The 23655-nt window shown below is 70.3% G+C and carries 21 protein-coding genes; 8 read left to right on the top strand and 13 right to left on the bottom strand.

The features are described from left to right. Positions 1-195: 195 nt before the first annotated feature. Positions 196-2136 (top strand): trypsin-like serine protease, encoded by a 1941-nt coding sequence (locus tag Ade02nite_RS17230; protein ID WP_203763728.1) that lies wholly within the window; start codon positions 196-198, stop codon positions 2134-2136. A gap of 79 nt (positions 2137-2215) precedes the next feature. On the opposite strand, the gene Ade02nite_RS17225 is transcribed toward Ade02nite_RS17230, so the two are convergent. The 3 genes from Ade02nite_RS17225 to Ade02nite_RS17215 are packed head-to-tail and all read right to left on the bottom strand — an operon-like array spanning position 2216 to position 4782. Then, on the bottom strand, positions 2216-2452 hold the full coding sequence (locus Ade02nite_RS17225) for a hypothetical protein (RefSeq protein ID WP_203763725.1): 237 nt from the start codon (positions 2450-2452) through the stop codon (positions 2216-2218). A gap of 38 nt (positions 2453-2490) precedes the next feature. Then, complete coding sequence (locus Ade02nite_RS17220) at positions 2491-3117, bottom strand: DUF6461 domain-containing protein (RefSeq protein WP_203763722.1); 627 nt, start codon at positions 3115-3117, stop codon at positions 2491-2493. An 18-nt stretch (positions 3118-3135) separates the two neighbouring features. Beyond that, positions 3136-4782: an FAD-binding protein gene (locus Ade02nite_RS17215; RefSeq protein WP_203763719.1), complete on the bottom strand. Its 1647-nt coding sequence runs from the start codon at positions 4780-4782 to the stop codon at positions 3136-3138. Between the two features lie 77 nt (positions 4783-4859). On the opposite strand from Ade02nite_RS17215, the gene Ade02nite_RS17210 reads away from it, so the two are divergent. Next, complete coding sequence (locus Ade02nite_RS17210; RefSeq protein WP_203763716.1) at positions 4860-5447, top strand: TetR/AcrR family transcriptional regulator; 588 nt, start codon at positions 4860-4862, stop codon at positions 5445-5447. A 343-nt stretch (positions 5448-5790) separates the two neighbouring features. On the opposite strand, the gene Ade02nite_RS17205 is transcribed toward Ade02nite_RS17210, so the two are convergent. Further along, positions 5791-9789, bottom strand: a complete 3999-nt coding sequence (locus Ade02nite_RS17205) for a CHAT domain-containing protein (protein ID WP_203763713.1) — start codon at positions 9787-9789, stop codon at positions 5791-5793. Positions 9790-10324: 535 nt separating this feature from the next. Between Ade02nite_RS17205 and Ade02nite_RS17200 the strand changes: the two genes are divergently transcribed. Both Ade02nite_RS17200 and Ade02nite_RS17195 read left to right on the top strand, forming a co-directional pair. Further along, positions 10325-10552, top strand: coding sequence for a hypothetical protein (locus tag Ade02nite_RS17200; protein ID WP_203763710.1), 228 nt, complete (start codon positions 10325-10327; stop codon positions 10550-10552). Between the two features lie 62 nt (positions 10553-10614). Beyond that, complete coding sequence (locus Ade02nite_RS17195; RefSeq protein WP_203763707.1) at positions 10615-10983, top strand: DUF2255 family protein; 369 nt, start codon at positions 10615-10617, stop codon at positions 10981-10983. 35 nt (positions 10984-11018) lie between these two features. On the opposite strand, the gene Ade02nite_RS17190 is transcribed toward Ade02nite_RS17195, so the two are convergent. Then, on the bottom strand, positions 11019-11708 hold the full coding sequence (locus tag Ade02nite_RS17190) for a polysaccharide deacetylase family protein (RefSeq protein ID WP_203763704.1): 690 nt from the start codon (positions 11706-11708) through the stop codon (positions 11019-11021). Between the two features lie 21 nt (positions 11709-11729). Further along, entirely contained in the window at positions 11730-11912 is a 183-nt protein-coding gene (locus Ade02nite_RS17185) for a hypothetical protein (protein ID WP_203763701.1), read from the bottom strand. Between the two features lie 147 nt (positions 11913-12059). On the opposite strand from Ade02nite_RS17185, the gene Ade02nite_RS17180 reads away from it, so the two are divergent. Next, positions 12060-12776, top strand: a complete 717-nt coding sequence (locus tag Ade02nite_RS17180; protein WP_203763698.1) for a GNAT family N-acetyltransferase — start codon at positions 12060-12062, stop codon at positions 12774-12776. Here Ade02nite_RS17180 and Ade02nite_RS17175 read toward each other — a convergent pair. Beyond that, on the bottom strand, positions 12743-13555 hold the full coding sequence (locus Ade02nite_RS17175) for a hypothetical protein (RefSeq protein WP_203763695.1): 813 nt from the start codon (positions 13553-13555) through the stop codon (positions 12743-12745). The two genes, Ade02nite_RS17180 and Ade02nite_RS17175, sit on opposite strands and share 34 nt — an antisense overlap. Positions 13556-13783: 228 nt before the next feature. Here Ade02nite_RS17175 and abc-f point away from each other — a divergent pair, with 228 nt between their 5' ends. Both abc-f and Ade02nite_RS17165 read left to right on the top strand, forming a co-directional pair. Continuing rightward, entirely contained in the window at positions 13784-15376 is a 1593-nt protein-coding gene (abc-f, locus tag Ade02nite_RS17170; RefSeq protein WP_203763692.1) for a ribosomal protection-like ABC-F family protein, read from the top strand. After that, entirely contained in the window at positions 15377-15709 is a 333-nt protein-coding gene (locus tag Ade02nite_RS17165; protein ID WP_203763689.1) for a gamma-glutamylcyclotransferase family protein, read from the top strand. It begins immediately after the preceding gene. Between the two features lie 31 nt (positions 15710-15740). Here the strand turns inward: Ade02nite_RS17165 and Ade02nite_RS17160 are convergent, their stop codons facing one another. The 6 genes from Ade02nite_RS17160 to Ade02nite_RS17135 form a co-directional block, all read right to left on the bottom strand. Further along, a complete protein-coding gene (locus tag Ade02nite_RS17160) occupies positions 15741-16586 on the bottom strand; it encodes a cytochrome c biogenesis CcdA family protein (protein ID WP_203763686.1) in 846 nt (281 codons plus the stop codon). Further along, complete coding sequence (locus Ade02nite_RS17155; protein ID WP_203763683.1) at positions 16587-17159, bottom strand: redoxin family protein; 573 nt, start codon at positions 17157-17159, stop codon at positions 16587-16589. It lies immediately after the preceding gene. A 47-nt stretch (positions 17160-17206) separates the two neighbouring features. After that, positions 17207-18535: an alpha/beta hydrolase family protein gene (locus tag Ade02nite_RS17150; RefSeq protein ID WP_203763680.1), complete on the bottom strand. Its 1329-nt coding sequence runs from the start codon at positions 18533-18535 to the stop codon at positions 17207-17209. 63 nt (positions 18536-18598) lie between these two features. After that, positions 18599-19531: an SIS domain-containing protein gene (locus Ade02nite_RS17145; RefSeq protein WP_203763677.1), complete on the bottom strand. Its 933-nt coding sequence runs from the start codon at positions 19529-19531 to the stop codon at positions 18599-18601. 30 nt (positions 19532-19561) lie between these two features. Continuing rightward, positions 19562-20221, bottom strand: coding sequence for a TetR/AcrR family transcriptional regulator (locus Ade02nite_RS17140; RefSeq protein ID WP_203763674.1), 660 nt, complete (start codon positions 20219-20221; stop codon positions 19562-19564). 1 nt (position 20222) lies between these two features. After that, the gene (locus Ade02nite_RS17135; RefSeq protein WP_203763671.1) at positions 20223-20837 is read right to left on the bottom strand and encodes a TetR/AcrR family transcriptional regulator; all 615 of its coding nucleotides are present in this window, start codon (positions 20835-20837) and stop codon (positions 20223-20225) included. Between the two features lie 79 nt (positions 20838-20916). Here Ade02nite_RS17135 and Ade02nite_RS17130 point away from each other — a divergent pair, with 79 nt between their 5' ends. Further along, positions 20917-22869: an acyl-CoA dehydrogenase family protein gene (locus Ade02nite_RS17130; RefSeq protein WP_203763668.1), complete on the top strand. Its 1953-nt coding sequence runs from the start codon at positions 20917-20919 to the stop codon at positions 22867-22869. The last annotated feature ends 786 nt before the right edge of the window (positions 22870-23655 follow it).

The following is a 23655-nucleotide window of genomic DNA, read 5'->3' as shown; positions in this document are numbered from 1 at the left end:
GGCGACGTGAGCGGCGGTCGCCCGTTCGCCGTTGCGGAGAGGAGCCGCTAAGGCGGAGCGTCACATTGACATCGGTGGAGGTGTCGGCCAACCTTCTGGCATCGCACAGGGGACCGGTTGCATTGACGTTTCCCTCTGCGCCAATCGAATACGGAAAGACTACGGGGGGTTGACATGCGCGCGATGACGCATGCCATGAGATCGAGGCTGGCCACCGTGGCTGCCCTGGCGCTGGGCGTGGTCGGGGTGTCGGTGGTGCCGGCGTCGGCGGTCACCGGGGGAAACACCGTCCCGTCCGGGCAATACAGTTACGTCGCCCATCTGCGCGCCACCGGAACCGATCGGGCCTGCACCGGCGTCCTGGTGCATCCGCAAATGGTGGTGACCGACTCCGCCTGCGTCGCCGACGCGCAGGGAGTCGTCACCGCGGGCGCTCCGAAACTGCCGACCACCGTCACGGTCGGCCGCGCCGACCTGGCCGCCACCACGGGCGGGCTCGTCACCGCCGCGACGCGAGTGATCCCGCATCCGAGCCGGCCGGTCGCCCTGGTCGAGCTGGCCGCGCGCACCTCCGTGCCGCCGGCCACCGTCGCCAGGGCCGCGCCGGCCGCCGGCGACAGCCTGGTGCTGGCGGGCTACGGCCGCACCGCCGACGAGTGGGTGCCCACCGTCCTCAAGGCGGGCACCGCCACCGTCAGCGCGGTCGCCGACGGCACCATCACGGTCACCGGCCCCACGAGCGTCTGCAAGGGCGACGCGGGCGGCCCCGCGTTCCGGCAGGCCGGCGGCGCCGTCGAACTGGTCGCCCTGCACCACCGGTCCAATCAGGTCGGCTGCCTCGCCGAGGCGCAGACGGGCACCCGTGAGGCGGTCGAGACCCGCCTCGACGACCTGTACGCCTGGATCAACGGCAACGTCCCGTCGATCGGCAGCACCTTCGAACCCGGCGACCACCAGCCGCACTGGCGCAACGCCACCGGCGCCGGCATGGGTGCGGGCCACGGCGGCATCGCCAACGTCACCGGCGTCCGCAGCGGCATACCGCCGGAGCTGTTCCTCGGCCAGGACGCCCGCGCGCACAGCGGTCAGGGCCTGCTGCTCTACTCCGGCGAGGACACCAGCACGACCTCGTCGTACGCGTACTTCAAGGCCTTCACGTACGGCAACGTGATGCTGCGGCCCGGCAGCGTCCTGTCCTACTGGATCTACCCGCAGAGCAAGAGCAACAGCTACGACTACGCCGACGGCACCAACAGCACCTGCGTGGCGATGGACCTCGTCTTCACCGACGGCAGCACGCTGCGCGACTCGGGCCTCAGCGACCAGGACGGCCGCGGCGTGCACCCGGGCAACCACTGCAACACCATGGCGCTGGACACCTGGCACGAGATCCGCGTCGAGCTGGGCAGCAAGTTCGCCGGCAAGGTGCTGCGCACCGTCATGGTCGGCTACGAGCAGGCCGCGAACGTCGGCGGCTTCCGCGGCTGGATCGACGACTACAAGATCACGGACGTGGTCGCGACCGACAAGTTCACCACCGGCCTCCAGTCCGGCCAGCCCCAGCCCACCTGGACCAACACCCTCGCCGGAGGCGTGGCGCCGCGCGGCGGCACCGTCAACGTCCTCCCGGTCCGCGACGGCATCAGCGGCCCGGAGCTCTTCGTCGGCACCGACCACCTCAACACCGGCGCCGGCAACATCCTGCTCTACTCCGGCAGGGACAACAGCGGCCAGACGTCGCACGCCTACCTGAAGAGCTTCCAGCTCAGCCAGACCTTCGGCGGCCCGACGACCAAGCTGCACTACCGGGTCCTGCCACAGAGCAAGGAGAAGAGCTACAACTTCGCCGACGGCACCAACAGCAAGTGCGTCGCCCTCGACCTGATCTTCCACGACCGGCGCACCGACACACTGTCCAACCTGCGCGACTCCGGCACGGTGACAAGCAACGGCAAGACCATCCACCCGGCGCAGCAGTGCGCCGCGCTCCGACTCGACGAGTGGAACGACGTCACCGTCGACCTGGGCGCCGTGGCCAACGGCAAGGAGATCGTCGAGATCGACTTCGGCTACGACCAGCCGGGCAACACGGGCGGCTTCCGCGGCTTCGTCGACGACATCCGCATCAGCTTCTGACCCCGTCGTGAAGGCTCGGCCGGCGACTCGCGGTCACCGGCCGAGCTCCTGGCACACCACCTCGTCCCGCCCATCGTTCTCACCCCGCGAGGGTGTGACGGCCGAAGGCGGCAGGCCAGAGGAGTCCACGCGCCTGCATCTCGGCCTCGACGGCCTCGCGCCGCCGCCAGTCGCGGCGAGCCTTCGGGTTTGCGGGCCGGGGACTGTTCGACGACTCCTCGCGCTCGCGCGCCAAGCCCAGCCGCGACAGCAACTGCTCGTCGGTGAGCCCCGGAAGGTCCCGGTCCCACGTCTCCAGCATTTTCCAGAGCGACACGAGCCCATTCAACGTGCCGGCGTGGCCTCATTCGCGGGCTAGAGGTCGGCGTTCAAGGTGCCGATGGGTCTTCCCAGGCCGCGCCGGGACGCGTGTCCGGACATTGATGGTGGAGACGCGGGGTGGGAATCGGCCGGCAGGTAGGCGGTGAGGAGCGGCCCAGCCAGGACGCGGCGTGTGACGCGGGCGCCCAGGTGCTCGGCGACCATTTCCAGCGCGGCGTGGCGGGCGCAGAGATGCCGGCTCCGCATCAGGTGGTGCGTGTGCTCGGCGAATTGCCGGGCCTGCGGTCCCCGCGCCGATCGGGGTGCGCCCGGTTCGAAGGACGCCCAGCGCCGCCGGTCGCGGTAGGCGTGGACGAAGCACTTGCCGGATCCGTGGAAGACACTGAAGACCTCGGTGCCCGCCGACAGCCGGGCGAGGAGGCCGGGCTGGGTGGCGCGGTATCCGACGTATTCGAAGCAGAACGCCCAATCGCCGACGATGCCGGCGCGCACGCTGTTCTCCGGGTTCCGCTGGACTGTCTGGTCCCAGGTCAGCGTGAGCAGGCCGGCCGGGCCGGCGCCGTACGCCGTGAGCGCCGCCCGCGGGGTCGTCCCGGCGGCGAACGTGATCGTGTATCCGAGCTCCGAGTCCCAGCCCCACGGCCCCGAGGTCAGGTCCACGCCGTCCTCCTAGCAGGGTCAATGCGCCGCGGCCAGCTTTCCCGCCGCGTGCTGGGCGGCTGCGTAGCCAAAAGTCAGGCCCTGGCCGATCGTGGCGCCCGGTCCCGGGTACACCCGGCCGAAGGCGTTGCCGGCCGCGTTTCCGGTGGCGTACAGGCCCTCGATGATGCTGCCGTCCGGGCGGAGGGCTCGGGCCAGGCCGTCGGCCCGGATGCCGCCGCAGGTGCCCAGGTCGCCGGGGACGACCTTCACCGCGTAGAAGGGGGCCTGGTCGATCGGGCCGAGGCAGGGGTTCGGGGTGACGGCCGGGTCGCCGTAGTAGCGGTCGTAGGCGCTGTCGCCCCGGTGGTAGTCGTCGTCCCGGCCGGAGGCGGCCTGAAGGTTGAAGCGGTCGAGCGTGCCGGGCAGGGCGGCGAGGCCGGTCTTGGCCGCGAGCTCCGGGACGGTGGCCGCCTTCACCGCGACGCCGGCGTCGTACCAGGTCTGGGGTAGGGGTTGGCGGGGGAAGACGCCGCCGCCGAAGACGTAGCGGTTGCGGTAGCGCTGGTCGAAGACCATCCAGACGGGCAGTTCCTCGCCGAGCAGGATCTGGCCGGCGGTCATGTAGTTGACCGCCTCGTTCATGAAGCGGCGGCCCTGCTGGTTCACGATGATCTGGCCGGGCAGGGAGCGCTCGGCGAGCAGCGGGCCGGGCATCGGGCCGGGGACCGGCACGGCCGGGAACCACCAGGCCTCGTTCATGAAGGCCAGGTCGGCGCCGGCGGCCTCGGCGATGTCGATGGCGTCGCCGGTGTTCTCCGGGTTGCCGAGCGACCAGTCGGTGTCGAGCTGCGGCGACTGGTGCTTGTGCCGCCGGGCGGCGTTGCGGTCGAAACCGCCCGCGGACAGCAGGACGCCGCGCGAGGCTCGTACGGTGACGTCCTTGCCGTCGCGGGTGACGACGACTCCGGTGACCCTGCCGCCCTCGACGACGAGGTCCTTGAGCGGCGTCTCGAACCAGACCGGGATGCGCGCCGCGCGGACGCCCGCGAAGAGGCCGGCCGCCAAGGCCGCGCCGCCCGCCTGGTACTCGCGGCGGATCGCCAGGCCGCCCAGGCCGAGACCGAGCAGCTTGGCGCCGGTCACGACGCCGCGCGGGTGACGGGCGACGAGATTGAGCCACTTGTACGTACGCCCGGACACCGGCATGGGGAACGGCGCCGCGAGAGCGGGCGGGCGCAGCCGGGCGCGGTCGGGCCCGAGACGGCGCACGTCGAACGGCTTGGGCTCCATGGCCCGCCCGGCCGCCGACCCGCCCGGCAGCTCGGGGAAGTAGTCGGCGTAGCCGGTCATCCACTGCCACCTCAACGGGGTGCGGCGGCGCATCACGTCGACCGCTGCCGGGCCGTGGCTGATGTGGGTGTCCCAGCGTGACTCCGGTGACTCGCCGGCCGTGACGTGGCGCAGGTATTCGCGGGCGCGCTCGGGGGTGTCGACCACGCCGGCCCGCCGCAGCAGCCCGTTGTTCGGGATCCAGAAGCCGCCACCGGACAGGGCCGTGGAACCGCCGAAGTACTTCGACTTCTCGACGATGAGGACCGACAGGCCCGCCTCGGCCGCGGTGAGGGCCGCGAGCATTCCCGTGCCGGAACCGACGACCACGAAGTCGTAGCGAGCCTCGTCCATGGAGCGACGGTAAGCGGGGCCACCCGGAAAGGCAACAGGCCGTCGCCATCCGGGGCGGTGGACTAGGGTCGAGGCCGATGACTGACTCGACGCGGCGTACCCGGGGCCTGCAGCGGGGACCCCGCAGCGTGCAGGTGGTCGAGAGCGTGCGCGCGGCCACCCTCGGCGAGCTGTCCCGCGTCGGCTTCGCCGGGCTCACCGTCGAAGGGGTGGCCAGGGCGGCCGGCGTCAACCGCACCACGATCTACCGGCGCTGGCCGTCCAAGGCCGCGCTGCTCGCCGCGATGATCGAGCCGGTCCTCGAGCGCTGGGACGGCGACCCCGACACCGGATCGGCCCGCGACGACCTGCTGACGCTGATGCTGATGATCCGCGACAGCACCACACTGCCCGAGGGCCGCGCGCTCACCGAGGCGATGACGGCCGGCGCGAGCGAGCTCCGCGACCTGCTGCGCGACACGATCAACCGCACGCTGGCCCCGTTCCACCGGGCGCTCGACCGGGCCGTGGCGAGGGGCCAACTCCGGGCGTCCACAGACGTACGCGTCATCGCGCACCTCGCGTTCCACGGCGTCGTGGCGTGGGAGCCGGCACACGGCGCCCTGCCCACGGACGACGACTGCGCCCGCATGGTCCGGGTCCTGCTGCCCGGCGCGGAGCAATAGCCGGCCGGGAGAACTGGACCGACGGCTCCTTCAACCACCACTGCGAAGCACCGTAGCCGGCTGGGTTCATCAGGGTTTGGCCACGTCCGAATGGCGCCGCCTCCCTGACGGTCGCGTTCGCCTGAACGTGGAGATCCAAGCCCACACGACCGCCGAGATTCGGGCCCCGGGACAGGCCGAGCCCGTCGAACGGGGCGAGAACAATGCCGACGGTAAGAACGTCTACCGGGCAAGCGCGGGCACACACAGCTGCACCGGACCCACACTCCGGGCCGGTCACGGCGGCGCGCCGTGGCCGGCATGTGCTGGTGTGGTCAGACCGCAGAATCGCTTCCAGCGGGCGTCAACCTGCTCCGACGATCACGAACGCGGCCCAGTGAACTGGGTCTGCGAAGGGGTGGTGCCCGTGAGGTACGCCCGCGACTGACGGCAGCCCGAAGCGCTTCGCGAACCGGTGCAGCTCATCGACCGATGAGTCGCGCAGCCATTGTTGGGCATTCGCGAGGGCCTGTGCCGGAGATGACTGTCCGTTCGCGAAGTGGTTCTCATAGAACCGGGTGATCAGGTAGGAAGCCGATTCGTCGTTCACCTTCCACAGCGTGCCCAGCACTGCCGCGGCACCGGCGTACAGGAAGCCGCTCGGAAGCCCGATCGCCTCATCCAGGGTACGGTGCGGATCAGTGACGGCGGTCTCGCAAGCCGCAGCGACCACGAGCTGAACTCCGCGCAATATGCCGCCGCCGAAGAGTTCCGCAAGAGTCAATCGATCGCCATTGGCGAGCTGTAGGCCAGACTGCAGCGGCTGGCGGATGTCGTAGTTGGCGTGGCAGGACAGGTGAAGGTGAGTGGCGCCAGGAAGTTCGCCAATCAACGCCGCTGCAGTGGCCGCCTCTCTTTCCAGCACCCGCACCGTTCCGGGGAAGAGTTCGCCCACGGCCGAGAGTTCGGCAGCAGCAGCGGGCAACGGCGATCCCGGTTGGGGGTCCGCTACTCCCACCAAGCGTGGCTCTCGGCCGGAGGCAAGCATCGACCTCGCCGCGATGAGAGCGCGTGCTGACTGTGCGTAGGAGACGGTGACGTCGTCGAGCAGATGCCGGACGTTCTTCCCGCGCGTGTATCGGCCTGCGTGAAGGGGAAGTCCGCAGAGGACCCCGGTGGGCACCAGTACGGCACGAGATAATCCGCGTCGCGCGAGTTCATCTGTGATCGGGCTTAGAAGACGTTCGCCGATGGACGCCAGCACAACATCGCTGTGCTGATCTCCGTGCAGCCGAAAGACGGTGAGATCCCAGGCCGTAAGGGGAGCGAAGATGGCGCTGGTGCCGGATGGCTCTGTCACAAGTGCCATGCTTCCGGCGGTGGCCGTCACGAGATGGATAACTGGTTCGTCGTCGCGAGCTGAGCGCCACGCTGCGCCCTCAATCGGCAGAGCGAAGTGCTCGTGCCCGGAATACTCGCGAATAGTCGCCGTGACAGCGCGTAGACGGGATTGCGCGTCCACGAGCATCGCGTGCAATTCTCGACGATCGTCACGACTGGCCTGGACAACCATCCGCTGGGATGATTCCGCAATGGCCAGGCAGTCGGCCGCATCTCGGTACGCCGCGGCCAAGTTTGGGGCCTCCTCTTCCAACAGCCGAAGATCGATGTGATCCCGATCCAGCAGCCGGGCTAGTTCTCTCGCGCGCGAGCCTTCGACGATGGCAGCTGCATCGCCTGGCTTCCCGGCCTTGGCCAACGCGTAGGCAGCCTCCGAGAAAAGCCACCCGATCCGGTTGAGCTCCCGCTCGCGTGCGGCATTTAGTGCCGGTGCGAGGTACAGCGCCTCGGCGGCCGCAGTCGCTGACCGGTATTCGCGAGCGGCCATCTGCCACTCATTCCGGAGAGCGTGAGCGCGCCCAAGAAGACTGCCGATCTCATGCGCCTCGCTTGGGGCGGACTCGGGTGTGGCGATCTGCGCAGCGCTGTGGAGAAGCTGAAGTGCTCGTTCGAAGTCAGGATCGGATCCGCGGTTGATCAGAGCTCGTGAGAGTGCGATGGCAGTCTCTACCCACTCTGCCGGATGCTGCTGGCGGGAACGGCCAGCAAAGCTTTCGTCGTAGAGTTGGATTACCCGATTGATAATCTGGGAAGGCGGGGCGACGAGCAGCATCTCAACGTCGTCGAATTCGACGGGCCCAGCATCCCGGACCGCGTTCGGCAAGGTCCCGGATCCGGTTTCTTTACGAAATGTCAGCGACTCCGTCAGCAGACCCAGCCTTGCGAGGCTGCCAGCAAGGTTGAAGCGCGCCCGTGCCCCGCCGCTGATGTCACCATGCTCGTCGAAAAGATGCAGCGCTCGTTCGTGCAGGCCCACCGCGCGGTGGAGGCGATGCTGGTTAGCGCTGCCAGAGGAGAGCGCGTTTGCGAAGTCGTCCAGCGCAGCCGCGTAGTCCCGCGGTGAGTCGTCGACCGTTGCCTCGGACAGTGCAGCCTCGAATCGGTCGACGATTTTGTCTTCTTCCAAGTCGCCTATTCGGTCGCCGAGCCTGATCTCGGCGATGGCAACGAGGTGCGCTGCACTCAGGCGCTCCTGAGGCGAACCTTCGGCCCGATAGAATTCCTGCGCGTTGACAGCATTGTGCAACGCGAGACGGAGGTTGACTTCCGGATCGCCGATCAGTCGGTTCGCGTACGCAAGGCTCAAGTTACGCAGGGCCGCGGCACGTGTCGACGAACGGCGGAGCGTTCGCAGCGCCTGGTTCAGAAGAGCAATGCCAGCGTCGATGTTACTGGAGCTTGCCGGCATCATCGGCTCTGTCAAGACCAGACCGAGGTTCATCAGGGCGTGCCCGCGTTCATCGGGATGCTTGTCATGATCGAGTACAACCAATGCGGCTCGAAGGCGCGCCTCGGCGCGTGGAAGGTGCGTGCGCTTGTCCGGATGGGACCAGTAGGCATTCGCCAAGTTCATGATGCTGGTGGCCCATCTAAGTGGGTCGTCCCGGCGGCGGCGGATCGCCAAGGCGTGACGGAACGATGTCAGTGCTTGGTTGACGTTGTAGCGCGAGTCTCCGTCGGAGAGGGTGCGCCACCAAATGCCGACGAAAGAATGGGCGTCTGCAGCTTCCCCGGCCGCGCCGGCCAGACGAAAAAGTTCCGCCGCGCGAACGCCGATCTCGATCGCCTTACGCTGGTCGCTGTCGCTCCACAGGTGAGCGCGACGCAGCAGGAAGTAGCCGTGACAGCCCGGCAGCTCGGCTTCGGGTATGAGCATGAGGATACGATCGATGAGGTGTTCGGACTCGGACACAATTAGTTCACTAAGCAGTGGCCGGACAGCGGGAGAAGGTGCCGCGGCGGTTTTGATATCGAGCGTCAGGAGCTTCTCCCAAATGGCGTCCACCATTCGGGGAAGCGGAGAATCAGGATGTGCCATCAGGTGTGCCAATGCGGCCTGGTTTTTCGGACGAAACTCCAAGGCGGCGAGGAATCCCGCATCGGTCAAGAGCTCCGGATGGGTCGCCAGTACGATGTCGCGCGCGTCATCCGACGGAGCTTCGCTGAGTGCCCGCAAAGCTAGTTCTGTCGAGAGGGTAAACCGGAAATTTTCGATACCTTGGGAGAGGCTTGCGGAGAAATCGCGGGACAGTTTCAAAGCGGCCTCTGCGCGTGCCAGGGCCTCTGCGATGTCTTCATGGGCGATGAGCTGAGCGGCACGAAATGCGGCCTCGGCCGCCTGGACAGGGTTTTGACCACGTCTAAATAGGTCGGCCGCGTCGTCATAAAGCTTGATCGCACCGAAGTGGTCGTCCTGTCGGAGCGGGTTCGCAGCTAGCAGGTATAGCGCGCGAGCCTCCCCTTCAAGGTCTCCGATCTCTTGGAAAATCTGCCGGGAACGTTCGGTGTAATGGCGGAACTTGCTGTGGTCGCCTAGGTCAGTGAATACTGAGGCTAGATCGCCCAGCGCTCGAGCCTCACCTTGGAGATCCTCGGCCGCGCGATAGGCCTCTACTGCCCTGTTGAAGAGATCCGCCGCCGCGATCGGATCGACGTCGCGCGTGATGCCGCCGAGGTGCGCGAGCGCCTTCGCTCGTAGATCGAGCGCTCCGATCGCGAGGGCTACCTTTGCGACCTCCTCGAAGACAGTCGTTGCATAGGATTCTTGGCCTAGCTTCTGCAGGGCGACACCTAGGTTCTGTGAGCACCGGACGAATGCCTCCCAGAGGTTTGCAGCTAGCGCGAGCTGTCTTCCTCGAGCAGATTGTCGGAGCAGGCCCGTCCAATCCTCGAGTGTCACAAGGAACGGCGTCATCCAATTGTAGGCATTGAGCACAGTCGCCACGGACCAGCCAGTGTTCACGCCGAACTCCGCCACTAGAGCGCGGTGTGCCTGGCGGAACCACCGAAGGGCTATGTCGCGCTCACCGTTCCAGTACTGTGCATGCGCAGTCTCCAACTCCCGACAGAGGTTCTCATTCGTCACAGTCTTAACTGACGGACCGCCTCTCCGTGATGGCTTCTCTCAGGAGCCCATCGCCACCAATCTGTGCACCCATCAAGGACCTCGACGTGGAGGTCGCAAGCGGCGTAGCCGGCCGCCGTTTCGGTTCCGGCTTACTTCAGTGGGTGCCGGCGCCACCTACGGCTAACCCGTCGGTCCCGGGTCGCCGACGTCCTTTTTGCCGCAACGCCGGGCCCACGCCATCGCCCTCTGCGGGCACTCCTGCTGTGGGTCGTCCGCGAAGACCTGTGCGATGACGTCCCCACGTGGAGGCCGCACCGACATTTCGATGGCGTGAGAACCTTGCTGACCCCGCGCTACCCGTCACCGAAGTAGTGACCTGCCGCCCAGTGGTCCAGGGTCGGCCGCGAGTGCATGGTCGAGGCGATGGGGAATGGACGGTTCACCGCCCGGCGGTCGCGGGCGCGACGGAACGGGCGGCCGGCCGCACGGCAGCCGGGAACGTCGCGGCCTTGACCTGAAGGCGGCCGAAGTGTCGGAGCTTCCCGGACCTTTCCGAGCGCGCATGCACGAACAGGAGGCGAAATCCGCGATCGATGTCGTGCGCGACTTCCCCGGGTTCGCAGTCGCCGACGCGGAGGACCTCGACGAGGCCGGGTGACGCTACGGTGAAGGCGCGGCGTCGAGGACTGCTCGGCTGTGCCGGGCGAGGAGGGGACACCCATGGCGTGGGACGCGGGCACCGTGGCGCGGCTGGCGGGCACCTCGGAGGTCGACGTGATCGTCTCGGCGCCTGATCGGCCGGTGGTGCGTGCGCCGATCTGGATCGTGGGGGTTGGCGGCGATCTCTATGTGCGGTCGTGGAAAGGCGATCAAGGGCGCTGGTACAGGCGCGCGCGGCGGTATGGGGCCGGGGTTCTCGCAGTGGGTGGTGAGGAATACGCGGTTCGCTTCGTGCCTGTTGCCGACGCCGGTCTGGACGCGGCGGTTGATGAGGCTTACCGGGGCAAGTACCGCCATTCCCCGTACGCGGAGGCGATGACCCGCGCCCCGGCCGCCGGCACCACGCTGCGTGTCGAGCCGGTGAGCTGACACGGCGCGTCGCCGCCGGCGGCCCGGGGTCTCGGTCAGGCCAGGACGAAGGTGTAGCCCTTCGCCTTGAGCTGGCGGATCGTCGCGTTCAGCGAGGCCACCGTCTGGCTGCGGTTGCCGCCGCCGTCGTGCATCAGGATCACGGCGCCGGGGCGGGTGCCCTTGACTGCGCGGGACGTGATGGTGGCGGTGCCGGGGCGGGACCAGTCACGGGTGTCGACCGTCCAGCCGAGGATGCGCAGGTTCTGGGCTCGGACGACGGTGCGCGTGCGGGAGTTGCTCGCCCCGTACGGGAAGCGGAAGACCTTGGGTCTGACCTTGGTGACGCTGTAGATCTTGTTTTGGGTCCAGACGACCTGGTTGCGGGCCGCGGTGTTCGACAGCTTGGTGAAGTTCGGGTGGCTGCGGCTGTGGTTGCAGAGGCGGTGGCCCTCGCGGACGACGCGGCGGGCAGTTGCCGCGTACGGGCCGACATTGTTGCCGAGCATGCAGAACGTCGCCTTGACCTTGTTGCGCTTCAGGATGTCGAGGATCTGCGGCGTGTACTTGGAGGGCCCGTCGTCGAAGGTGAGCGCGACGGTCTTCTTCGCGGCGGCCAGGTCGACGATCTCGAAAGACGTCGTCTGTGCCTGTGCCTGTGCCGGTGCGGACGGCGCGGCGACGACACCGGCCACGACGGCCGAGGCGAAGGCGAATCCGGCTGCGAGGTTTCTCGTGAGTCTCATAGAGGCCGAGGGGCTTCCCGTCTAGTTGAGGAGTGATCGCGGAGGCGGCGAACCGGGTTCGAACACAACGGTGGGCACGGGCCGGCGGATGCCGAGTGCCTGATCGCCGAGCACGCCCGTGCGAAGGGCCTCGAGGATCGCCTCGACCAGCAGGTCCAGTTCGGACTTGCCGGAACCGTCGTCGAAGTCGGAGATGTGCGACATCGATGCCCCCACCTGTGCGCCTGGCCGGTTGCCTCTTCGAGCGTGCGGCCGCGCGCGGCGACGGGCATCGGTCGAGTGACTGTTCCGCGAGCGGTCGTGGCCGTCGTCACTTTCCGGTTACGGCCGGGCGTGTGCTAAGCCAGACGCATGACGATCTTGGACGTGGCGCCGCTGGACAACCCGGTGTGGAGTGCGCTCTCCGGTGTGCAGGCGGGGTTCGCCGACACGTACGGCCGTGCCGCGCGGTTCCGGGCCGAGGTCTCGCCGTTCCACGCGCTCGCCGACGCGGCCGATCCGGCCTCGTGGGCCGACCTCGCGGTGCTGACGGACGGTGACGAGGCCGTCCTGCTGCCGGCAGGGCCGGACACCGCGGGCGAGGGCTGGGAGGTCACGGCACGCTTTCAGGGCGTTCAGCTGGTGGGTGATGCCGTACGCGGGGAAGCCGACCCGGAGGCGCAGCGGCTGACCGCGGCCGACGTGCCGGAGATGCTCGACCTGGTGGCCCGCACCCGGCCCGGCCCGTTCGGCCCGCGCACCATCGAGCTCGGCACCTACCTGGGCATCCGCCGCGACGGCCGGCTCGTCGCGATGGCCGGGGAGCGCATGCGCCTGCCGGGGTGGACCGAGGTGAGCGCCGTCTGCACCGACCCGGCCTTCCGGGGCCACGGCTTCGCGGGCCGGCTGGTCAACGCGGTCGCGGCCGGCATCCTGGAGCGCGGCGAGACGCCGTTCCTGCACGCGGCGGCCGGCAACACCGGCGCGATCCGGCTCTACGAGAAGCTGGGGTTCTCGCTGCGCCGCCCGATGAGCTTCCACCAATACGGGCGGCGTCAGGCGTACGCGATGTCGAAGCCCCTGTCCTGAAACTCGGGGCGGCCCTTGAACGGGTTGCCGCAATTGAGGAAGCGCACGCTCGGGATCTCCAGCAGGGCGTCGATATTCGTGAACTTGCGGCTGTTCAGGACGTCCAACTCGTCGAGGCCGGTGAGCAGCGAGCAGTCGATCTCGGCGCGGACGCCGTTGAGGCGGAGCGCTTTCACCGACTTCGGCAGGCCGGTCATCGGGAACCGGCGGCCGGTCCCGGCGATCTCGAGCGCCTCGACGGGGGAGCGGATGTCGGCGAGCACGTCGTCGTTGCGGACGTCCTCCAGCTCCAGATGCCGCAGGGTGGTGAGCGACCGGAGCTGTTCGCGCGGTTTGTCGCGGCCGCCGATGAGCGTGCGGAGAAAGGCGACCGGTGGCAACGGGTCGACGACGCGGGAAAGGTCCGTGCCGACGTACAGAAGGGACTCGATCTCTCCAAGGGTGACCGGGCTCTCGGCCTCACCGCTGATGACGAGCGCGGGTGGCACCGTGTCGCCGAGCAGCGCCACCATGGCGGCCGGCAGCGACAGCGACCGCAGGTGGGGCAGGTCGGCGAGGTAGGGCGGCAGCTTCGGCCGGCGCAGTTGGGCGGCGCTCGGCACCAGGTCCAGGCAGCGGATCCGGTCGAGGTCCTCCGGCGCGGGCTCCTTGCCCCACGGGATGCGGGTGGCGCCGTCCACGGTGAGGTAGTCGCACTCCACCACGTTGCCGACGCAGTAGATGCCCTCCCCGGTCGGCGAGTACACGTACCGGTATCGACTCCGCTCGAACAGCTCCACGGCGCCAGATCATCTCACGCGCGCGGGGCCGCGGCGGCGCGCTAAGCTTCAGCAGTTGCCTAGATCGGGAGTGGGCATGGCAGTCGAGGACGACATCTCCGGGTGAGGACCCCGGCGGGCCGCAGGCGCGCGTGAAAAACGCGCCGTCGCCGCGGCCTCTGTTGTCGTGCCCTTCGTCAGCCGACGGGTCCTCGCGCCGAGGGCCCGCGATCCTTGGGAACTCCAAAAATGTCCGATGGTTACATCGTTTGTTCGTCGCTGTCCTTTTCGTGGCCGGATGACACGCCGGTCTTCGAGGACCTCTCGCTGTCCGTTCCGGGCGGGCGCACCGGTCTCGTCGCGTCCAACGGGGCGGGCAAGTCGACACTGCTCAAGCTGATCGCCGGGGAGCTGAAGCCGACCGGCGGCGCCGTCCACGTCGAGGGCGTGCTCGGCTACCTGCCGCAGCACCTGCCGTTCCAGCAGGAGCAGACCGTCGCCCAGGTGCTGGGCGTCGACCGGATCATCGCCGCGCTGCTCGCCATCGAGGCGGGCGACGCCGACGAGGAGCACTTCGCCGTCATCGGCAACGACTGGGACGTCGAGGAGCGCACCCGCGCCGAGCTCGACCGGCTCGGCCTGGGCGACGTGGCGCTCGACCGCCGGCTCGGCACGCTCAGCGGCGGGCAGGTCGTGTCGCTCGGGCTCGCCGCCCAGCTGCTCAAACGGCCCGACGTGCTGCTGCTCGACGAGCCCACCAACAACCTCGACCGCACCGGGCGCGACCGGCTCATCGAGGTGCTGCGCGCCTGGTCCGGGTGCCTGCTCGTGGTCAGCCACGACCGCGAGCTGCTCGACGAGATGGACCGCATCGCCGCGCTCGAGCCGCAGGGCGAGGTCCGCTGGTACGGCGGCACGTACACCGAGTACGAGGAGGCCGTGCGGGCCGAGCGCGAGGTCGCCGAGCGGCAGGTGCGCAACGCCGAGGCCGACCTGAAGCGGCAGAAACGCGAGATGCAGCAGGCCCGCGAGCGTGCGCAGCGCCGCGCCTCGAACGCCAGCCGCAACCTCGCCGACGCCGGCCTCGCCCGGATCGTCGCCGGCAACCTCAAACGCGACGCGCAGGTCTCCGCCGCCAAGCAGGCCGAGACCCACGCCAGCCGGGTCGGTGACGCGCAGGCCCGCCTCGACCAGGCCAGCCGGGCCGCCCGCCAGGAGGACCGGATCAGCCTGGAGCTGCCCGGCACGAACGTCCCGGCCGGCAAGACGGTCTTCCAGGGCTCGTCGATGAGCGCGAGCTACGGCGACAAGCCGGTCTTCTCGGACGTGGAGTTGAGCATCCGCGGGCCGGAGCGCATCGCGCTGATCGGCGACAACGGGGCGGGCAAGTCGACGCTGCTGCGGCGGCTCGCCGAGGAGGCGCTGGTGCCGGTCGCGTATCTCTCCCAGCGCCTCGACCTGCTCGACGACGACCGCACGGTGGTGGAGAACTTCGCGAAGTTCGCTCCCGCCCTGGCCGACGCGGAGCGGATGAACCTGCTGGCCCGGTTCCTCTTCCGCGGCGCCCGGGCGCACCTGCCGGTCGGCGTGCTCTCCGGCGGCGAACGGCTGCGCGCCACCCTGGCCTGCATCCTGTTCGCCGAGCCCGCGCCGCAGTTGCTCCTGCTCGACGAGCCGACGAACAACCTCGACCTGGTCAGCGTCGGGCAGCTGGAGAGCGCGCTCACCTCGTACCAGGGGGCCTTTGTGGTCGTCAGCCACGACGACCGCTTCCTCGCCGAGATCGGGATCAACCGCCGCCTGCGCCTCGCCGGCGGCCGGCTCACGGAGGATCGAGCGTAGATGCCAGTGCTTTTCTCGTACGGAACCCTGCGCGACCCGGCGGTGCAGCGCGCCACGTTCGGCCGCGAGCTGGCCGGGCGCCCCGATCGCCTGACGGGCTTTCGCCTGGAGCAGGTCAGGATCACCGACCCGCACGTGCTGGAGGTCAGCGGCGAGACGCACCACCCGATCCTGATCGCCAGCTCCGACCCCGCCGACGGCGTGGACGGCTCGGCGTTCGAGGTGACCGAGCAGGACCTGGCCAGGGCCGACGAGTACGAGGTGGACGACTACCGCCGCGTGGCGGCACCGCTGGCGTCGGGGGAGACGGCCTGGGTGTACGTGGCGGCTTGAGAGGCTGTGGGGCCGGCTGATCCGCGGGTGGTCAGCCGGCCTTCTCGGCGTCCGTGTCCGCGGTGCGGGTCTGACGGGCTGCCCGCAGGGTGAGGGCGGTCGCGGCCGTGAGGGCGAAGGCCACGGCTATCCACCAGATGCCGATGGCGTCGAGCCAGGTGGTGATCTGCCCCTGGATCTCGGTGACCGTGCCGACGATCGGGTCACCGGCGGTGTCGCCGGCGATGAGGCGAAGCTCGTACCAGCCGTAGTAGGCGACGTACACGCCGGCGAGGAGCAGGAACGCGCCGCTGATGCGCCGGATGTGCGGCAGGACGGCGCGGGTCCTGCGCACGGCGGTGTCCCGCGCGAAGGCGACGAGCATGGCGAGCAGGCCGACGACGAGTCCCATGCCGAGCCCGTAGGCGATGAAGGCCGTCAGCCCGTTCACGATGTCACCGGACCCGGAGACCAGCCCGGTCACGGCGAGGAACGGCGCGATCGTGCAGGACAGCGAGGCGACGGCATAGGAGGCGCCGTAGCCGTAGAGGGCGAGGAACGAGCCGGTCGGCCCTCCGACGGTGAGCCGGGGTATCGGCAGCGAGAGCTCGCGCCCGGTCAGCATCCAGCAGCCGAGGCCGGCCAGGGCGGCGCCGGTGACCACGGTGACCCAGGGCAGGTGCTGCTGGATCGGGGCCGTCGCGACGCTGATGACGAAGCCGATGATCCCGAAGACGGTGACGAAGCCCGTGGTCATGGCGGCCGACAGCCGCAGGGCGCGGACCACGCCGCCCGGCCCGGAGACGAGCATGGCCAGGAAGGAGGGCAGCATGGCGAAGCCGCACGGGTTGAACGCGGCGACGAGGCCGGCGGCCAGCGCGAAGGTGATGTCGTCCATCTAGGCGGTGTGCTGGTCGATGAGGTCGGCGAGCTCCCGCTCGTCCAGGGGCCCGGTCGCGGACTCCGTGCCGCCGCCGGGGCTGACGAACCGGTAGGACGACTGGGAGGTGACCCCGAAATGCTTGTAGAGCGCACCGGTCCGGTCGTCGAGGTGGACGATGCCGGAGGTGCCGGTCCGGTCGACGAACTGGTTGATCGCGTCCTTGCTCTTGTCGAGACCGGCGATGCCGACGACGCGCACCTTGTCGCCGTACTTCGCGGCGGCCTTGGCGACGGCGGGTCCCTCGGCCTGGCACTTGGGACACCAGGGCGCCCAGAACCAGAACACCACGGGCTTGCCGGCCAGCGTTGCCCCGTCGAAAGCCTCGCCGTCCAGGGTCGTGCCGGTGAACTTGAGAACGGCGGGCACGGTCGCGGTCGCGGTCGTGGCGGTCGCGGTGGGCGCCGCGGACGTCGCGGTCGCGGCGCTGCTGGGCACGGGCGGCGCGGAGCCGGCGGGTTCCTCGGCGCCGGTTCCGCAGGCCGTCAGGACCAGGGCCGCCGCTGCCATCGACAAGCAGAGCTTTCTCATGGGCACACCGTATCGGCGGCCGGGCGGGCCGGACCCTTACGAGACGCTTACCGCCGCACCGACACCTCGCCGTACCTTCCCAGCGTCGCGGGCAGGTCGACCGCCTTGCCGCGCAGGGTGGCGTCGAGGAACGCGGCGGTCGTCTCCGCCGTCATCCGCACGCTCTCGGTGCGGCCGAGGGAGCCCACCAGCGAGGGGACCGGTGGCAGGTAGAGCGGGGCGTCGGTGAAGGTGAGGTGGGCGCTGCCGGGCACGCTGAGCCGGTAGCTGGTCGCGCGCCCGCCGTCGAGCGCCTTCGTCAGCCTTTCGACATAGTCGGTGTCCGCCTGGTCCCGCACCTCGTGGGTCAGCGCGAGGACGGGCTGACGCGGCGGGGCCTGGTCGGCGTCGAGGCCGCCGTCCAGGTTGACGGCCGCGGTGAAGCGCTGGTCGCGCTCGGCGGCGCGCATGGCGGCGGCCCCGCCGACGGAATGGCCGGTCGCCGCCGCGTGCGTGGTGTCGAGCCGTCCCGCGAGGGGCCCCGCGCCGAGGGCGCTCAGCTGGGTGAGGACGAAGCTCAGGTCGGCCGCCCGCGTCGTGGTCCAGGTGATGCGCCGCCGGTCGTCCTCGGCCCTGTTCCCGCTGGACGCGACGCGAGTCCGCACCACGCTGCCGTCGGCGAGGACGACCACGGCCGAGTCGTACGGGTGGTCCACGCCGGCCACCACGTAGCCGCGGCTCGCCAGGTCCTCGGCCCACGCCGTGTTCTGGGTGCGCACCCCGCCGAGCCCGGGCGAGAACAGGACGACCGGGAAGCGGCCGTCCGCCGGCGGCGCGTCGGGCACCGCGTGCGTGTGGGCGCGGGCCGGGCCGTCGAGCAGGAAGCCGGGCGCCCCGAGATAGCCGGCCACCGCGTCCGCGACGGTGTCGGCTTCGCGGCGGGTGCGGCCGAGATATTGCGCCCGCGGCGCGTCGGCGGACACGTGCTGGGCCGGATACCACAACTGCACGACCACGGTACGGCGGTCACGGGCGGCATCCGTCCATTGCAGCACCGTGGTGCCCACCGCCGACGGCCCGGACAACGGCGGGAACGACGGTACGGGCAGCGCCCAGGCCGCCCCGGCGCCGGCGAGCACGAGGACGGCGCTGAGCACCGTGGCCGGCAGCGCGAGCCGCCACCGGGCCCGGCCGAGCAGCCAGAGCGCGCCGGCGAGGAGGTCCGCGCCCAGCAGCAGCAGGATCTGCCAGCGCGGGTCCGGCAGGGTCCACAAAGCACCGGCGATGGTCACGGCGGCGGCACCGACCGCGGTGCGCCGGCGGGCGGCGGCCGGCAGCCACCACGCCGCCACCAGCACGGCCGAGGACAGGACGACGGCGAGCTCGGCGATGATCATGGGGCACAGCATTGCCGGGCGTTGCTGAGCGCGCGCTGAGAGATTGCCGGGCGCTGCCGAGAGTCAGAGGGCCTCCCACAGGGCGTGGTCGGCCCAGGCTCCCGTGATGGCGACGTCGGCGTTCTGGCCCCGCTGGCGGGCGAAGCGCAGCGCCAGCAGCTGCAACCGCACCGTCATCGGGATCTGGGCGAGCAGCCCGTCGCCCTCCTCGCCGCGCAGGATGAAGACGCCCATGCCGGTGACGCGGGCGGCGTGGGCGAGGCCCGCGGTGAGCTCGTCGGACGGCGCCAGGGCCAGCAGGGTGTCCGAGGCGCTGTAGGGCACCGCGGCGCCGTGCAGCAGGCGGTCCGGGTCGAAGCCCTCGCACAGGATCCGGGCGCCCTCCCGGATCTTGAGGGCGCCTTCGCGGGCCGTCACCGCCCAGTTGCCGGGGCCGACGATCGCCATGGCGCGGGCGGGCAGGGGCACCGCGTCGATGCCCGGCTCGGCGAGCACCTCTCGCACGCGCGACGCTGTCTGCCGTACGGCTGCGGGGTCGAGACCCGGCGCACCGAGTTGGTGGGCGATGCCGGCGAGCACGGTCAGGGCGGCGGTGTAGCTCACGGTGTACGTCTCGGAGGTCTCGGCGATCGGGGTGCGCACGGCGTCGGGCCAGTCGCAGTCCGGGCCGGTGATCGAGACGAGCGGGATGCCCGCGTCCAGGGCGACCCGGCGGCTGCGCAGGGCGTGCGCCGTCCGGCCGGTGTGCGTGAGGACGATGGCGGCGTCGCCCGGGCGCACGGAGGTGAAGCGGTTCGCCGGGATCGCGCGGGCGTCGGCGCCGGCCGTCTCGAGGGCGGCGGCGCCCAGCTCGGCCGCGTGCAGGCTGGTGCCGGTGCCGACGAGCCAGATCCGGGTCGCGCCGGCCAGGCGCTCGGCGGTGGCGGGGCCGGCGGAGGCCAGCGAGTCGATGACGTCCGGCTGTGCGGCGATCATCGACGCGAGTGCTGTGGTCATCCGCCCATCCTCGTCATCGGCGAGCCGTTGTCAACGCCGTTGACTTGTGGCTTCGCGTTCGATCATGTCGAGCAGGGCGCCGAGCAGGCCGGTCAGGACCACGTCGTCGTCCACTGTGGCGAAATGCGGCCGCACGGCGGCGATGTTCGGGTAGTCCGCGGCGGGAAGCTGCTGGTATTCGCGGGCCCACGCCGACTCGTCGCCGCGGCGGCTGCGCTCCTCCAGGGTGGCGTAGCCGGCGCACATGCCCGCGTACGACAGGAGGGTGTCGGCGAAGACCCGGTGGTGCACCGCCGCTTGCCGGTCGCCGAGCCCGGCCTCGCGCAGCGCGCCCAGAATGACCTCGACGGTGCGGAACTCGCCCGGGCGCCGCGTCGTGCGCATCGCGACGGTGGGGGCGATCGCCGGATGGCCGACGAAGGTGCGCACCAGCGCGCGGCCCAGCCAGTCGAGCCGCTCCCGCCAGGGCAGGCCGGCCGGCAGCTCCTCGATGATCTGGCCGATCAGGCGGTCGGCCACCTCGAGGACGATCTCGTCGCGGTCGCGGAAATGCCGGTAGACGGCCGTGGGATCGGCGCCCAGCTCCTTGCCCAGACGGCGTACGGTCAGCGCCTCGGCCCCGGACGTCGCGGCGAGCCGGCTGGCCGCGTCGATGATCAGCTCGGGGCTCAGCGAGGGACGGGCGCGCACGTCAGCCCTCGTACGACGGAGTGAGCGCGGCGGCCGGGTCGAGGGTCGTGAGCGCGGCGGAGAGCAGCAGCCACACCTGGGCGGAGAGCGACGCGCTCAGGGCCCGCTGGTCGATCTGGTCGCGGTGCTCGAACCACCACAGGACGCTCGCGTCGACCATGCCGATCACGCCGGCCACCACGTGCTCGGGCGGGCCGTCGTTGCCCAGGTAGGCCGCGAGGGCGCCGGTCAGCTGCGGCACCGCCTCGCCGGGGCCGAGGCGCACCCGGAAGCGGTAGAGGTTGGGATGCTCGGCGGCCCACTGGAGCACCCGCGTGATCAGGCCCTCGATCACCTGCGGGGGCGTGCCGCGCACGGTCAGCGACGGGCGGATCCAGGCGCCGAGCGTCTTCGCGGCGTGCCGGGCCACCGCACGGTCGAGCTCGTCCTTGCCGGTGAAGTGGCGGTAGACGTGGGGGCGAGGCAGTCCGGCCAGGTCGGCGATGACGGCGAGGCCCGCGTCGCCGCCGTGCTCCTCGATCGCGCGCACGGCCGCCGCGACGATGCGGTCGCGGTGGTTGCTGCCACCCGCGCGCCGCGCGGCGATGGTGTCCCTCCTGACCGCCGCTGAGCTCATCGGCTCAGGATAGCTGGTACAGTCTGTACCCACGACGGGGTACAACCTGTACCAGGCGGTCTCGCGTTGGGAGAGCCTCATGATCGACTCGGCTGCGCTGCGTGACGTGCTCGACGGCCGCTGGGCGCACATCCGGCGGGCCGCCCGCGAGCGCCTCGACGACAGCCGGTTCACGCCGGTGCCGGGCGAGAGCATCGACGAGGCCCGGGCGCGCATCACCGGCCTGCTCACCGAGCTGCCGGCCGATCTCGGCGTCACGGCCGCCTTCCCTTCGGCGTACGGGGGAAGCTTCGACCCGGGCGCCGCGGTGGTCGCCGCCGAGATGCTCGGGCACGTCGACCTGTCCCTCATGGTCAAGGCCGGCGTGCAGTGGGGCCTGTTCGGCGGCGCCGTGTCCGCGCTGGGCACCGAACGCCATCACGAGGCCTACGTCCGCGACATCATGTCGGCCGAGCTCATGGGCTGCTTCGCGATGACCGAGACCGGTCACGGCTCCGACGTGCACCGGCTGCGCACCACCTGCGTCTACGATCCCGCCACCGGCACCTTCGACCTGCACACGCCGCACGAGGCGGCCCGCAAGGACTACATCGGCAACGCGGCGCGCGACGGCCGCATGGCGGTCGTGTTCGCCCAGCTGATCACGCTGGGCGAGAGGCGCGGCGTGCACGCGTTCCTCGTGCCGATCCGCGACCAGCACGGCAACCCGATGCCCGGCGTCACCATCGGCGACGACCGGCACAAGGCGGGCCTGCTCGGCGTCGACAACGGCCGGCTCAGCTTCGACCACGTCACCGTGCCCCGCGACATGCTCCTCGACCGGTACGGTCAGGTCGCCGAGGACGGCACGTATTCCAGCCCGATCGAGAACGACACCCGCCGCTTCTTCACGATGCTCGGCACGCTGGTGCGCGGCCGCGTCAGCGTCGGCGGCGCGTCCTCGGCGGCCACCCGCGTCGCGCTGACCATCGCGGTCCGCTACGGCGACGTGCGCCGCCAGTTCAGCGCGCCCGGCCACGGGCGCGAGGTGGCCCTCAACGACTACCTCGCCCACCAGCGCAAGCTGCTGGTCGCGCTCGCCAAGACCTACGCGCTGCACTTCGGCCAGGAGGAACTGGTCGCCAAGATGCACGACGTGCAGGTGGCCGGCGCCGACGCCGCCGAGCACGACCAGCGCGAGCTCGAATCGCGGGCGGCCGGGCTCAAGGCCGCCCAGACGTGGCACGCCACCCACACCATCCAGACCTGCCGCGAGGCGTGCGGCGGCGCGGGCTACCTGTCCGAGAACAGGCTGCCCGGCCTCAAGGCCGACACGGACGTGTTCACCACCTTCGAGGGCGACAACACGGTCCTGCTCCAGCTGGTGGCGAAGGGCCTGCTCACCGGCTACCGCGACGCGTTCGGCTCGCTCGACGGCTGGGGCCGCACGGCGTTCGTCGCCGACCAGGTCCGCGAGATGGTGCTGGAACGCACGGCGGCCCGCTCCCTCATCCAGCGCCTCGTCGACGCCGTCCCCGGCCGAGGCGACGACGTCGCGCTCACCGACCGTGGCTGGCAGCTGAAAATGCTGGAGGACCGCGAGAAGCACGTCCTCGAGGGCGTGATCCGCCGCCTGCGCCGAGGCGCCGCCACGAAGAAGGACCGCCCCTTCGACATCTTCAACGACGTCCAGGACCACGTCCTCAAGACGGCGACCGCCCACATCGACCGCGTGGTGCTGGAGGCCTTCGTCGCCGGCATCGAGCGCACCGAGGACCCCGACGTCAAGGCCCTGCTGTCCCGCGTCTGCGACCTGTACGCCCTGACCACCATCGAGGCCGACCGCGGCTGGTTCCTCGAACACCAGCGCTTGACCCCTGCCCGCTCCAAGGCCGTCACCAACGCCGTCAACGACCTGCTCCGCTCGTTGCGGCCGCACATGCGCACTTTGGTCGACGGCTTCGCGCTTCCGGACACATGGCTCGACGCGGCCATCCTCCGCGAGGAGCCCGAGCGTCAGGAGACCATGGCCAAACACGACGCCGAGCAGTAGGCGGTCCGGCAGGCTCACCTGCCGGGTGCGCCGTCGGCTTCTGCCCTGCCGCTGGTGGCAGGGCGTCCGTCCCTCGGTGATCCATGCCCTCGGCCAGACGGACTGGCTGACCGCGGCCATGCGCCGCCCTGTTTTGCCGCCGCACACCGCCTGTGACGTCATGTCCGCGACCGGCGGCCTCTTCGCCGCGACGTCAACGCTGCTTCGCCGCCAACCCGTCCGATTGCGCCGCCATTGGGGTGCCGCTCCTGTGGGGCGGCCGGCGAGTTGCCGAAACGCCATGACCGCCGGCTCAAGATTGCGGTCCGCGTGGAAGCGTCATCGACGCGGCGCGGAAATGATGGAAAGTGGCATGATCCAATACTGACATGAGCCGTCCCCGGTGCGGGACAATTGCTTATGCGGCAGTTGCGGCTGTTCACCGGAGCGGAATTGACCCCCCCCATGCGCGACCACACCCGAGCGCGCAATTGTTCGCCGGAGCGTGAGACGTTTCGTTGCGATCATCGAGAGCTCCGCTATGGGGGCTTGAAACAGTGCCGCGCTCCCGGCTCCGTTGCGGCCGCGGGCGCTTTCTGTCGCGAGCGCTGTGCGCAGCTGCGAGAGTCGTCCACCTCGGCGGCGAGTGCACCGCCGCCGCGCCCGCCGGAGCGAGACCCCGGCCCGCCGGCCGCGCCGAAGACGGTTGCAGCATGCGGGCCCGCGCCTCACGAAAGCTCGGGTGACGACGCCAAGCAGGCTGCCGCGGAGCAGGTCGCCGCAGTGAAGGTGGGGCCGACGGGCTGA

Source organism: Paractinoplanes deccanensis, assembly GCF_016862115.1.
Taxonomy (GTDB): Bacteria; Actinomycetota; Actinomycetes; order Mycobacteriales; family Micromonosporaceae; genus Actinoplanes; species Actinoplanes deccanensis.
This window is presented reverse-complemented; position numbering and strand designations above follow the sequence as displayed.

Excerpts from the sequence above, each read along its gene's own strand:
- Ade02nite_RS17230 (WP_203763728.1), top strand. The coding sequence starts at position 196 with ATGAGATCGAGGCTGGCCACCGTGGCTGCCCTGGCGCTGGGCGTGGTC.
- Ade02nite_RS17215 (WP_203763719.1), bottom strand. The coding sequence starts at position 4,782 with ATGGACGAGGCTCGCTACGACTTCGTGGTCGTCGGTTCCGGCACGGGA.
- Ade02nite_RS17210 (WP_203763716.1), top strand. The coding sequence starts at position 4,860 with ATGACTGACTCGACGCGGCGTACCCGGGGCCTGCAGCGGGGACCCCGC.
- Ade02nite_RS17200 (WP_203763710.1), top strand. The coding sequence starts at position 10,325 with ATGGACGGTTCACCGCCCGGCGGTCGCGGGCGCGACGGAACGGGCGGC.
- Ade02nite_RS17195 (WP_203763707.1), top strand. The coding sequence starts at position 10,615 with ATGGCGTGGGACGCGGGCACCGTGGCGCGGCTGGCGGGCACCTCGGAG.
- Ade02nite_RS17190 (WP_203763704.1), bottom strand. The coding sequence starts at position 11,708 with ATGAGACTCACGAGAAACCTCGCAGCCGGATTCGCCTTCGCCTCGGCC.
- Ade02nite_RS17185 (WP_203763701.1), bottom strand. The coding sequence starts at position 11,912 with ATGTCGCACATCTCCGACTTCGACGACGGTTCCGGCAAGTCCGAACTG.
- Ade02nite_RS17180 (WP_203763698.1), top strand. The coding sequence starts at position 12,060 with ATGACGATCTTGGACGTGGCGCCGCTGGACAACCCGGTGTGGAGTGCG.
- abc-f (WP_203763692.1), top strand. The coding sequence starts at position 13,784 with ATGTCCGATGGTTACATCGTTTGTTCGTCGCTGTCCTTTTCGTGGCCG.
- Ade02nite_RS17165 (WP_203763689.1), top strand. The coding sequence starts at position 15,377 with ATGCCAGTGCTTTTCTCGTACGGAACCCTGCGCGACCCGGCGGTGCAG.
- Ade02nite_RS17160 (WP_203763686.1), bottom strand. The coding sequence starts at position 16,586 with ATGGACGACATCACCTTCGCGCTGGCCGCCGGCCTCGTCGCCGCGTTC.
- Ade02nite_RS17155 (WP_203763683.1), bottom strand. The coding sequence starts at position 17,159 with ATGAGAAAGCTCTGCTTGTCGATGGCAGCGGCGGCCCTGGTCCTGACG.
- Ade02nite_RS17150 (WP_203763680.1), bottom strand. The coding sequence starts at position 18,535 with ATGATCATCGCCGAGCTCGCCGTCGTCCTGTCCTCGGCCGTGCTGGTG.
- Ade02nite_RS17145 (WP_203763677.1), bottom strand. The coding sequence starts at position 19,531 with ATGACCACAGCACTCGCGTCGATGATCGCCGCACAGCCGGACGTCATC.
- Ade02nite_RS17135 (WP_203763671.1), bottom strand. The coding sequence starts at position 20,837 with ATGAGCTCAGCGGCGGTCAGGAGGGACACCATCGCCGCGCGGCGCGCG.
- Ade02nite_RS17130 (WP_203763668.1), top strand. The coding sequence starts at position 20,917 with ATGATCGACTCGGCTGCGCTGCGTGACGTGCTCGACGGCCGCTGGGCG.